This is a genomic window from Cupriavidus sp. BIS7, from assembly GCF_000292345.1.
In the GTDB taxonomy this organism is placed as follows: domain Bacteria; phylum Pseudomonadota; class Gammaproteobacteria; order Burkholderiales; family Burkholderiaceae; genus Cupriavidus.
The window spans coordinates 1-11,937 of sequence record NZ_ALOU01000053.1; the positions used below are offsets into that span (position 1 = coordinate 1).

At 64.9% G+C, this 11,937-nt stretch carries 11 protein-coding genes; 7 read left to right on the top strand and 4 right to left on the bottom strand.

Annotated elements, in window-relative coordinates; all coding sequences use genetic code 11:
* Positions 1-138: 138 nt before the first annotated feature.
* Complete coding sequence (locus tag B552_RS0118955) at positions 139-666, top strand: YcnI family protein (protein ID WP_019450631.1); 528 nt, start codon at positions 139-141, stop codon at positions 664-666.
* A gap of 90 nt (positions 667-756) precedes the next feature.
* On the opposite strand, the gene hslU is transcribed toward B552_RS0118955, so the two are convergent.
* From hslU to B552_RS0118975, 4 genes are all read right to left on the bottom strand, one after another.
* Positions 757-2,088, bottom strand: coding sequence for an ATP-dependent protease ATPase subunit HslU (gene hslU / locus B552_RS0118960; RefSeq protein WP_019450632.1), 1,332 nt, complete (start codon positions 2,086-2,088; stop codon positions 757-759).
* 18 nt (positions 2,089-2,106) lie between these two features.
* Positions 2,107-2,643, bottom strand: a complete 537-nt coding sequence (gene hslV, locus B552_RS0118965; protein ID WP_019450633.1) for an ATP-dependent protease subunit HslV — start codon at positions 2,641-2,643, stop codon at positions 2,107-2,109.
* Positions 2,644-2,891: 248 nt separating this feature from the next.
* A complete protein-coding gene (locus B552_RS0118970) occupies positions 2,892-3,881 on the bottom strand; it encodes a tripartite tricarboxylate transporter substrate-binding protein (RefSeq protein WP_019450634.1) in 990 nt (329 codons plus the stop codon).
* A 228-nt stretch (positions 3,882-4,109) separates the two neighbouring features.
* On the bottom strand, positions 4,110-5,009 hold the full coding sequence (locus B552_RS0118975) for an alpha/beta hydrolase (RefSeq protein WP_019450635.1): 900 nt from the start codon (positions 5,007-5,009) through the stop codon (positions 4,110-4,112).
* A gap of 132 nt (positions 5,010-5,141) precedes the next feature.
* Here B552_RS0118975 and B552_RS0118980 point away from each other — a divergent pair, with 132 nt between their 5' ends.
* From B552_RS0118980 to B552_RS0119005, 6 genes are all read left to right on the top strand, one after another.
* Complete coding sequence (locus B552_RS0118980; protein ID WP_019450636.1) at positions 5,142-5,651, top strand: Fur family transcriptional regulator; 510 nt, start codon at positions 5,142-5,144, stop codon at positions 5,649-5,651.
* A gap of 38 nt (positions 5,652-5,689) precedes the next feature.
* The gene (locus B552_RS0118985) at positions 5,690-6,778 is read left to right on the top strand and encodes a GTP-binding protein (protein ID WP_019450637.1); all 1,089 of its coding nucleotides are present in this window, start codon (positions 5,690-5,692) and stop codon (positions 6,776-6,778) included.
* A 597-nt stretch (positions 6,779-7,375) separates the two neighbouring features.
* Complete coding sequence (gene dksA, locus B552_RS0118990) at positions 7,376-7,795, top strand: RNA polymerase-binding protein DksA (RefSeq protein ID WP_008642844.1); 420 nt, start codon at positions 7,376-7,378, stop codon at positions 7,793-7,795.
* Between the two features lie 207 nt (positions 7,796-8,002).
* Positions 8,003-9,175, top strand: coding sequence for a GTP-binding protein (locus B552_RS0118995; protein ID WP_019450638.1), 1,173 nt, complete (start codon positions 8,003-8,005; stop codon positions 9,173-9,175).
* Complete coding sequence (locus tag B552_RS0119000) at positions 9,120-9,623, top strand: hypothetical protein (RefSeq protein ID WP_019450639.1); 504 nt, start codon at positions 9,120-9,122, stop codon at positions 9,621-9,623. Before B552_RS0118995 ends, B552_RS0119000 begins: the two co-directional genes overlap by 56 nt.
* Positions 9,624-9,737: 114 nt before the next feature.
* The gene (locus tag B552_RS0119005) at positions 9,738-11,909 is read left to right on the top strand and encodes a TonB-dependent receptor (protein ID WP_019450640.1); all 2,172 of its coding nucleotides are present in this window, start codon (positions 9,738-9,740) and stop codon (positions 11,907-11,909) included.
* Positions 11,910-11,937: the final 28 nt, after the last annotated feature.

Genomic DNA, 11,937 nt, shown 5'->3' on the forward strand with positions numbered 1-11,937 from the left:
CCCTCTCCCCCGGCCCCTCTCCCGCCGTGCGGGAGAGGGGAGCAATTCAGCGGCAACCCACGCTGCGTCACCACGCCGCACGGCACATGTGCGCGTTGGCGCTAGACTGGCGCGCTGTCACCGCTCGGCCCCATTTTCATGAACACTCGCACCCTGCTGGCTTCGCTGCTCGTCATCGCCGCCCCCGTGGCTTCGGCCCATATCGTCTTCGAACAGAAGCAGGCGCCTGCTGGCAGCTACTTCAAGGGCACGCTGCTGGTTGGCCACGGCTGCAATGGCAGTGCCACGCGCGCGGTCACCGTGACCGTCCCCGAGGGCGTGCAAGGTGCGCATCCGCAGCCCAAGCCGGGCTGGCAGCTCGACATCAAGCGCGCGAAGCTGGCCAAACCGTACGCCTCGCACGGCAAGACCATCGACGAGGACGTGCGCACGATCCGCTGGTATGGCAATACGCTCGCCGACGAACAGTTTGACGAGTTCCGCATGCTGATGAAATTGCCCGAGCAGGGCGGCAAGCTCTACTTCCCGGTGCTGCAGGAGTGCGAGAACGGCAAGTCCGAATGGACGCAGATTCCTGCCGATGGGCAGACCACGCGCGACCTGAAGACCCCGGCGGCCGAACTCGAGGTACTGCCGCCCGCGGGCGGCCACGTGCACGCGCACTGAGCGCACGGCGCCCAATCACCAAAGCACCAAGGCACCAAAGCAAAACAGCCGGACAATGTCCGGCTGTTTTGCTTCCTGGCTACCGCGCGGTTACAGCACGTAGCGCGACAGGTCCTCGTTCCCTGCCAGGTCGCCCAGGCGTTCGTCAACGTACGCGGCGTTGATCGTCACGGTCTCACCCGACGACTTCGTCGCGTGGAACGACAGGTCTTCGAGCAGGCGCTCCATGACCGTGTACAGACGGCGCGCGCCGATGTTCTCGACCTTCTCGTTGACCGAGAACGCAATCTCGGCCAGCCGGCGGATACCGTCCGGCGAGAACTGCAGGTCCACCTGTTCGGTCTTGAGCAGCGCCTGGTACTGCTTGGTCAGGCTTGCATCGGTCTGCGTGAGGATGGCCTCGAAGTCCTTCACCGAGAGCGATTCCAGTTCCACGCGGATCGGGAATCGGCCCTGCAGTTCCGGGATCAGGTCGCTCGGCTTGGACAGATGGAACGCACCCGAAGCGATGAACAGGATGTGGTCGGTCTTGATCATGCCGTACTTCGTGTTCACCGTGGTGCCTTCCACCAGCGGCAGCAGATCGCGCTGCACGCCCTGGCGCGACACCTCGCCGCCGCCCACTTCGCTGCGGCTGGCGATCTTGTCGATCTCGTCCAGGAACACGATGCCGTTCTGCTCGACGTTGGCGATGGCCTTGTGCTTGAGCTCCTCTTCATTGACGAGCTTGGCGGCCTCTTCGTCGATCAGCAGCTTGAACGCTTCCTTGACCTTCATCTTGCGGCGCGCCTTCTTGCCCTGGCCCAGGCCGGCGAACATCGAGCGGATCTGCTCGGTCATGTCTTCCATGCCCGGCGGGCCCATGATGTCCATGCTCGGCATGCCGGCGGACACTTCGAGCTCGATGTCCTTGTCATCAAGTTCGCCCTCGCGCAGCTTCTTGCGGAAGACCTGGCGCGTGTTCGAGTCCTTGTCCTCGTGCTGCTGGAAGCCGATATCGCGCGGCGGCGGCAGCAGTACGTCCAGCAGGCGGTCCTCGGCCGCGTCCTCGGCCTTGGTGCGCACCTTCTTCATCTCCGATTCGCGCGTCTGCTTGACGGCCATCTCGGCCAGGTCACGCACGATCGTGTCGACGTCGCGGCCAACGTAGCCGACTTCGGTGAACTTGGTGGCTTCGATCTTGATGAACGGCGCATCGGCCAGCTTGGCCAGGCGGCGCGCGATTTCGGTCTTGCCGACGCCGGTGGGCCCGATCATCAGGATGTTCTTCGGCGTGATTTCCTGGCGCAGCGGCTCGGCCACCTGCTGGCGGCGCCAGCGGTTGCGCAGCGCCACGGCCACGGCCTTCTTGGCCTTGTCCTGGCCGATGATGTGCTTGTCGAGTTCGGAAACGATTTCCGACGGGGTCATGGTTTGCGACATGGGGATCCGTTCAGCGCGTCACTCGAGGGTTTCGATGACGAAGTTGGTGTTCGTGTAGATGCAGAGTTCGCCGGCGATGGTCAAAGCCTTTTCGACCACGTCCTTCGGCGCCAGTTCGGTGTTCTCGATCAGCGCCTTGGCCGCCGACTGCGCATAGGCGCCGCCCGAGCCAATCGCGGCAATGCCGCCTTCGGGGTCAAGCACGTCGCCGTTGCCGGTGATGACCAGCGTGGTGTCGCGGTCGGCCGTGATCAGCATCGCTTCCAGGCGGCGCAGCGCGCGATCGGAACGCCAGTCCTTGGCGAGATCCACCGCGGCGCGGGTCAGGTTGCCCTGGTACTTCTCGAGCTTGGCCTCGAAACGGTCGAGCAGCGAGAAGGCGTCGGCCGTGCTGCCGGCAAACCCGACCAGCACCTTGCCGTTGTAGATACGACGTACCTTGCGGGCCGTGCCCTTCATCACGATATTGCCAAGCGTGACCTGGCCGTCACCGCCCAGTGCGACCTGATTGCCGCGGCGGACGCTGACGATGGTGGTGCCGTGATACTGTTCCATGGTGCCTTCCGTGATAGGTGTCAGCCGCGTAGGTGGCGCCGGGTCTGCCGCTTTCAAGGGCTGCGATGGGGGCAGCAGTCTTCCAAAGCAGTCTTCCAATATAGGAAACCGCGTTTTCGGGCGCCTGCCCTTCGCCACAACCTATCGCCACAACCTCTCTCCGGCACGCGCGAGGGGATCCAGAAGCAAAAAGGCCACGCATCTCGCGTGGCCTTTTCGGCATGAAACTCGGAACCTTCGACTGGAGATCAGTCGGCGTACACACCCGCCTTCTTGATCACCGGCGTCCACTTGTTGATTTCCGACGCCAGGAACGGGCGCAGCGATTCCGGCGTGGCGCGCTGGGCCGGCACGGCCTCGGCACCCAGTTCAGCCATCTTGGCGCGGAAGGTCGGATCGGCCACCGACTTCTGCAGCGCGGCCGACAGCTTGTCGATCACCGGCTTCGGCGTGCCCTTCGGGGCATACATCGCGTGCCAGATCTTCACTTCCACGCCAGGCAGGCCCTGTTCGGCCGCGGTCGGGATGTCCTTGAACGCTTCCACGCGGCGCGGCTGCATCGCCGCATACGGCTTGAGCGCGCCCGCTTTCAGCTGGCCTGCGATGTTGGTGGTCTGGTCGCACATCAGGTTGACCTGGCCGCCGAGGATATCGGTCAGCGCCGGGGCGGTGCCCTTGTACGGCACGGTGGTCAGTTCGGTCTGGATCGCGCTCTGGAACAGCAGGCCGCACAGGTGCGAGGCCGAGCCGATGCCGGCGTTGGCCAGCGACAGCTTGCTGGCATTGGCCTTGATGTACGGCACCAGGTCCTTGAAGCTGGCCGGCGGAAGCTGCTTGTTACCCACGAGCACCATCGGCACGTCGGCAATCTCGCCGACCATCTCGAAGTCCTTGAGCGGATCGAAGCCCAGGTTGCGGTACAGCGCCGGGGCCGTGGACATGCCGATGTGGTGAATCAGGATCGTGTAGCCGTCACCCTTGGACTGGGCCACCTTCTTGGCGCCGATGGTGCCGCCGGCACCGCCGAGGTTCTCGATCACGATCGTCGTGCCCAGGTGCTTGGACATCACCATCGTCAGTTCCCGCGCGACCTTGTCGGTCGGGCCGCCAGCGGCAAACGGCACCACCGCCTGCACGGGCTTGCCGCCCGGATATTCCTGCGCCTGTGCCCCCGCCGAGAAAGCGCCCACGCCAGCAACCGCCAGCACGGCCGCAACTTTCAATGCAACTCGTTTCATATACGTCTCTCCAGATTCCCTCTGTATCCCGTTCCAATGCCGCGTGCCGCCGGGCTCATGTCCCGTGCGTGGCGATCCGGTTGGGATCGTCACGATGACCATCGGCAACCGTGTATGGGTGTATGCGGCAATTCACCCCGCCGACAGGCGGAGCCGGAGGTGGATGTTAGCAATCGCGGACATTCACGAGGTATAGGGGCTAACCCGCGAGAATGTGATGCATATGACCTACTTGAAGTATCCGAACATCTCTTCGAGCAGTGCCTCCGGTACCTCCTCGGGCAGGTAGTGGCCGCACGGCAACGCCGCGCCACTGACCTGCTCCCCCACGGCCTGCCAGAGCGCCAGCGGCTCGAAGCAGCGCGCCACCACGCCGTGTTCGCCCCACAGCACGCGCGCCGGCATGGCCAGCTTGCGGCCCGACTCGCGGTCGGCGCGGTCATGGTCGAGATCGATGGTGGCGGCGGCTCGGTAGTCCTCGCACATGGCATGCACGCGCGCCGGGTCCTTCATTGCGGCGATGTACGCAGCCATCGCGTCAGGCGCGAACGGGTTCGGCCCCGCGTGGCGCAGGCCCAACAGTTTTTCGAGGAAGAATGCCGGTTCGGCGTTGATCAGGGTCTCGGGGAACGGCGCGGGCTGGATCAGGAAGAACCAGTGCCAATAGGCGGCCGCAAAGGCCATGCTGGTGGATTCGTACATCGCCAGCGTCGGCGCGATATCCAGCAGCATCGCTCGGCTGACCGCATCGGGATGGTCGATGCAGAGCCGATGCGCCACACGCGCGCCACGGTCATGCGCGCATAGCGCGAAGCGTGGAAAGCCGAGCTGGCGCATCACTTCCACCTGGTCCTGCGCCATCACGCGTTTGCTGTAGGCCTCGTGCCCTGAGTTGGCGGGCGGCGCCCCGCTGCTGCCGTAGCCGCGCAGATCGGTGGCGATCACCGTGAAGCGGTCTGCCAGCGCGGGCGCCACCTTGTGCCAGATCAGGTGGCTTTGCGGAAACCCGTGCAGCAACAGCAGCGGCGGGCCAGAACCGCCGCGTACCCCGGCAATCTCGACCTCGTCCACCTTCACCCGGAACCACTCGAAATTGGGAAACAGCAACGCGCTGGCGTCGTTCTGCATGGCATCGTCTCCAGGCTTCTTTGTTGAAGCTTCCTGCCGATCATAGGCGCTATCCCACCGCCCCGTCGCCCCAAAAACCCCGCTTGTGCAACTGAATTGCATCGGGCAGAGGGCTATGGTTAAATCACCCGCATGACACGTCCCACCCCAAATCCGGCCGAGTCCGAAGCCGACGCCATGCCCGGCAACTCGCCAGACGCGGCGCAGATGCGCCTGCGCCAGCTTGGCGCGCGCGTGACGCAGCCGCGCTTGACGATCCTGGCCTGCCTGATCGATGCCGCCGAACCGCTCACCCACCAGGCCGTGATCGACCGCTTGCCGGCCGATGGCGACGTGGACCGCGTGACCGTGTATCGCGTGCTGGACTGGCTGGTGGAACAGGGTCTGGCACAGAAACGCGCCGGAGGCGACCGCGTGTTCCGTTTCTCGCTGGTCGAACATGAAGCAGCGCGCGCACAGGTCCATCGGCAGCACAGCCATTTCCACTGCACGCGCTGCGACCGCACCTTTTGCCTGGAATCGGCCGGCAAATCCGTGGCGCCCAAGGTACCCACGGGCTTCGCCATCGAGCATGTGGAGCTGACGGTCAACGGCATCTGCGCGGAATGCGGGCGGACGCGCGACGACAGCACCTCGCACTGACAAGACAGAACAGCAGTCTTTCCTCGGAGTACAAAAACATGTCCAAACTGATTCCGGTCACGATTCTTACCGGCTTCCTCGGCAGCGGCAAGACCACGCTGCTCAAGCGCATTCTCAACGAGCAGCACGGCATGAAGATCGCCGTGATCGAGAACGAATTCGGCGAAGAAAACATCGACAACGAGATCCTGGTGCAGGACGGCCGCGAGCAGATCGTGCAGATGAGCAATGGCTGCATCTGCTGCACGATCCGCGGCGACCTGGTCCAGGCGCTGTCGAACCTTGTCACGCAACGCGACGAAGGCAAGATCGAATTCGACCGCGTGGTGATCGAAACCACGGGCGTGGCCAATCCAGGCCCGGTGGCCCAGACGTTCTTCATGGACGAGGAAATCGCCTCACGTTACCTGCTGGACGCCGTGATCACGCTGGTCGATGCGAAGCACGCCAACCTGCAGCTGGACAAGCAGGAAGAAGCCCAACGCCAGGTGGGCTTTGCCGACGCGATCTTCATCACCAAGTCTGACCTGGTCGACGAGGGCGACGTGGCCGAGCTGCGCCACCGCCTGCTGCACATGAACCCGCGCGCGCCGATCAACACGGCGCACTTCGGCGAAGCACCGATCGACCTGATCTTCGACCTGCGCGGCTTCAACCTGAACGAAAAGCTCGAGATCGACCCCGAATTCCTGCGCGCCGACGATGATCACGATCACGACCATGATCACGAGCACGGCGAGCATTGCGGCGCCGACTGCGGTCACGATCACGATCATGACCACGAACATGGCCACGGCCACGCGCACGACCACCATCATCACCACCACCACACGGACCGGATCGCGTCGTTTGTCTTCCGCAGCGACAAGCCGTTCCACTATGGCAAGCTCGAGGAATTCCTCTCGGGCATCCTTTCCGTCTACGGCGAGAAGCTGCTGCGCTACAAGGGCGTGCTCTTCATGGAAGGCGTGGACCGCAAGGTGGTGTTCCAGGGCGTGCACCAGCTCATGGGCAGCGATATCGGCGCCAAATGGGGCGATGAACAACCGGGCACCAAGATGGTCTTTATCGGTGTGGACCTGCCACGCGACGCCATCCTGAAGGGTCTCGCCGCCTGCCTGGCCTGACCCCGGCCAAGTGCATCAGCCGCCGCACCGGCGTTTCCGGCCCGGCGGTTCCCTCCCTGTTCCCTCCCAAAGGGGGTACCGGGAAAACACGTGGCGATTGTCCGGCTTTCTCCCATATCTACCGGAAAGTTGTTCAAGTACAATAGGCCGGATTTGATACTGGCGGCGCACCTTTAAGCGCCCTGGTATCCGCAGGGCGGCGGTCGTCGTCAGCATGAGGCGGGCCGCCAGCAGGCGCGGTCGTGGGCTTCGTGCGGAGACCGCCCTCCGCTTGGGAATTCCTCGACCACATGCGCCGTCACTCTTCGACGCGTAGAGAGAGGTGTCCCCATGACAGCCGCAACAAAGACGAAGGAAAGCCGCAGCAAGACAGGTAGCGCTGCGGTGGAGACGCTCAAGGCAGCGCCTGAAAAGGCGACGCCAGCTCCCCGCGGCAGTACGGCGCACGCCGATGCGGGCGAGGCCAAGGGAGGCACGCGAAGCAGCAAGACTGCAGCCAGCCAGAGTGAAACAGCCACCCCGCGCAAGCGGACGGCCACTGCACCCGAGCGGACGAAGACGCCGCCGGTCGCATCAACAAGAGAATCAGCAGGAACCATGAGCAGCAACAAACTTCTGACTGAAGCTGAAATCCTGAAGATGAGCGACAAGGATTACATGAACGAGGCGCAACTCGCCTTTTTCAAGAATCGCCTTGAGCAGCTTCGCGACGAAATCCTGAAGAATGCGGACCAGACCACGGAACACCTGCGCGAAACGGTCATCGTGCCGGATCCGGCCGACCGCGCCACGATCGAGGAAGAGCATGCGCTGGAACTGCGCACGCGCGACCGCGAGCGCAAGCTGCTGAAGAAGGTCGAGCAGTCGCTGCAGCGCATCGAGTCCGGCGACTATGGCTGGTGCGAGGAAACCGGCGAGCCTATCGGCGTGCCGCGCCTGCTGGCCCGCCCGACCGCCACGCTGTCGCTGGAAGCGCAACAGCGCCGCGAACTGCGCCAGAAGCTGTTCGGCGACTGATCTGGTCCGGCGAACCGCCCAGCGAAAAGTCAGCCAAGACCCAGACGGCCCGGTAATCCCGGGCCGTTTCCATTTCCGGGCGCAGCGATTGCCTTGAAGACGTAACGATTGCGACACTACTATTGCAGGATGTCTTCGGGCGGTCTGTCCTCAAAGCGGGCTTTCTGCTACAGTCGCAACTTTGTTGCATCAACACCGATAACCGTCATGGCCGCTCGCCTGCCCGTCACCGTGCTGTCTGGATTCACCGGCGCCGGCAAGACCACCGTACTGCACCACCTGATCGCTCAGGCTGGCGCGCGCGTGGCCGTGGTCGACAGCCATGGCGACCTTCTCGCCGAGGTCGAACAGCTGGCCCAGGCCGGCCAGCACGACCACGTGGTGATCGAAGCCGCAGCTACGGACGAACCGCTGGGCATTGCCGAGGGCTTTGCCTTCGAGGACGAGCATGGGGAGTCCGCCGGCGTGGCGCACCTCGACACGCTGGTCACGGTGGTCGATGCCAGCCGCTTCCTGAAGGACTACCACGACGCCGATTTCCTGTCGGCCCGTGGCCTTGCCGCACACGATGACGATGACCGCACGGTGGTTGACGTGCTGATCGACCAGATCGAAGTGTGCGACGTCATCGTGCTCAACAAGATCGATCTCGTCGATGCCGGGCAACTCGGCCGCCTGCATGTGGTGCTGCATGCGCTGAATCCTCGCGCCGACATCATCGATGCAAGCCACGGCCAGGTTCCCGCCGCGCGCGTGCTGGGCACCGGCCGCTTCGACATCGACGCAACGCCCAACGCCGCCGGCTGGCAGGCCGCGCTGCAGGGCGACGCGGTGGCCGACGCCGCTGGCGTTTCGACATTGGTCTACCGCCGGCGCCGCCCGTTCCATCCGCAACGCTTCGCGGACCTGATTCATACCGAATGGATGCGCGAGCACGGCGACGTGCTGCGCTCGAAGGGCCTGTTCTGGCTGGCCAGCCGCATGGACATTGCCGGCGACTGGAGCCAGGCGGGCGGCGTGTGCCGTCCCGGTGCGGCCGGTGCGTGGTGGGCGGCAATCGACGCCACTGAATGGCCGGCAGAAGGCCTGGCGCGCGCGGCCATTGAAGCCGACATGATCGACGACGGCCTGCCCGCCGAGTATGGCGACCGCCGCCAGGAACTGGTGCTGATTGGCGCGGATCTCGATGTCCCCGCGCTGGAAGCGCGGCTCGACGCCTGCCTGCTGACCGACGACGAACTGGCCGCCGGCGCTGAAGCTTGGGCCGCATACCCGGACCCATTCCCTGACTGGGGCAATGCGTTCGAGGACGACGATCACGACCATGATCACGACCACGATCATGGCGACGGGCCGTGCGACTGCGGACATGCGCACTGAGCCTGGCATCCTCTCCCGCTGGCGAGCACGCGGCCCAGGCCTATGGGCCGCGCTGTGGCTGATCGCGTGTCTGCTGCTTGCACAGCACGCGGGCCTGGTCCACCGCGTGGTGCATGGTGGCCTGGCGAATGGATCTCAACCGGCATCGCAATCGGCGTCGCAACCGGCATCGCAGTCAGCATCGCAATCAGCATCGCAATCGGCATTGGCCGGGGCATCCGATGATGCGCCTGATGCCGAACCGTTTTCCCTGAAGCTCGGCCTTCACTCATGCGTGCTGTTCGACGGCGCAACGATCGCCGACAGTCACGTCGGCAGCTTCGCGCTGCCAGCGCTTGCCTTCGGCAAGCCGGTCAAGCCGGCCAACCTGGCCTGGCGCTGGCCGGACCTGCCGTCCGCGCGCCACTTCCATTCACGCGCCCCACCGGCCGCATTCGCTTTCGCCTGATTTAGCCGGGCACGCGTGTAATGCCGCGCGCCCGCGCCTGCCTCACGAGCGCGATACCGGGCTGCCGCCCGCGCAGCATCGCGCTCGTCCAGAACGAAAACGAAATCGCGAGCCATGAACTCGAACAACAAACGCATTCCGGCGATGCATCGCACGCCGCTGGCGGCGCTTGCCGCCCTGATCGTCAGCACCGGTCTTGCCTCGCAGGCAATGGCCCAGGACAACACCGCCGCCGCGCCCGCCACCGCGCCCGCCGCACCGCAGCCGCAGACCCAAGCCCAGACCCAGACCCTCAAGGAAGTGGTCGTCACGGCCAATCCGCTTGGCAGCGACCTGAACGAGATGGTCGCGCCCGTCTCGACGCTCGGTGGCGACGCGCTGGCCGTGCGCCAGACCAGCACGATCGGCGAAACGCTGAACGGCATACCCGGCGTCGCATCGAGCTACTTCGGCCCGAATGCGAGCCGCCCCGCCATCCGCGGCCTGGACGGCGACCGCATCAAGATGCTGCAGAGCGGCGGCTCCACGCTCGATGCGTCGTCGCTGTCCTATGACCACGCGGTACCGATCGATCCGCTGGTCGCCGAGAAAATCGAAGTGGTACGCGGCCCCGCTGCGTTGATGTATGGCGGCAATGCGCTGGGTGGCGTGGTCAATGTGATCGACAACCGTATTCCGCGCGATCCGATCACCGGTGTGTCCGGCGCAGCCGATGTCAGCGGCACGATCGGCGGCGACAAGGGGCGCAACGCCAGCGGCCTGCTGGAAGCGGGCAACGGCACGTTCGCCGTGCACGCCGACGCATTCGTCCGCCAGACCAGCGACCTGCGCATTCCCGGCTTTGCGCGCAGCGGCAACCTGCGCGCCACGCAGCCACTGCCCGAGGGCCAGAGCGAGCCATACGGCACGCTGCCGAACACAAGCTCCCACCAGGAAGGCGGCTCGATGGGCGGCTCCTATACCTGGGCTGACGGCTTTGTCGGCGCCAACTATTCGACCTATCGCAACGACTACGGCACGCCGGCCGACGAGGAAGCACGCATCAAGATGCGCCAGGACCGCATCGGCCTGGCGGGCGAGGCACGCAACCTGGCCGGCGCGACCAACGGCATCATCGAGTCGGTCAAGGCCAACTTCAACTACACCGACTACGAACACCGCGAGCTGGACAACGGCGTGACCGGCACGACGTTCAAGAATCGCGGCTGGGATACGCGCCTGGAGGCCACGCACGGCAAGATCGGCAATATGAGCGGCGTGATCGGCACGCAGTTCGGTCACTCCGATTTCTCGGCGCTGGGCGAGGAAGCCTTTGTGCCGAGCACCACCACGGACAACGCCGCACTCTTCGTCTTCGAGGAAATGCCGCTGAATTCGTCGGGCGATTTCAAGCTCAACCTCGGCGGCCGCATCGACCACAGCAGCGTCAAGTCCACCGCCAACGGCAATGACCGCTTCACCGACGACAGCCGTACGTTCAACGCCGGCAGCGCGTCGGCCGGCCTGCTGTACAAGCTCAACCCGGTCTGGTCGGTCACGTCGAACCTGTCTTACACCGAGCGTGCACCGACGTTCTACGAGCTCTACGCAAACGGCCCGCACCTGGCCACCAACGCCTACGAGATCGGCGACCCGAACGCGAACAAGGAACGCGCCACGTCGATCGATCTTGGCATGCGCTTCAAGCAGGGGCAGCATAGTGGCGGCGTGTCGGGCTACTACAGCCATTTCCAGAACTATCTGGCGCTGCTGAACACCGGCGCGTTCCGCGATGCCGAAGGCAACGTGGTGGCCGCCGGCAGCGAAGGGGCACTGCCCGTGCTGCAGTACACGGGCGTACCGGCCACGCTGTACGGCTTCGAGGCCGAGGGCAAGACCCGGCTGCTGCAGAAGATGCTGACCACCGGCGACACCCTCGACTTCGAAGCCCGCGCCGACTACGTGCACGGCGAGAACCGCAGCAACGGCGAACCGCTGCCGCGCCTGGCGCCGCTGCGCGTGGGCGGCTCACTGGTCTATGCGGCCGGCCCATGGGGCGCACGCATCAACGTGGACTGGAACGCGCGCCAGACGCGCGTGCCAACCGGCGATACCCCGACCGACGCCTATACGATGCTCGGCGTATCGCTGACCTACAAGGTCAAGGTATCGGGCACGCAGACGTTGTTCTATGTCCGCGGCGACAACCTCACCAACACCGAGGCCCGCAGCGCCACATCGATCCTGCGCGAGATTGCACCGCTGCCGGGGCGCAGTGTGAAGATCGGCATGCGGACGATGTTCTGAGCGTTGGATGCTCCCCTCTCCCGCACGG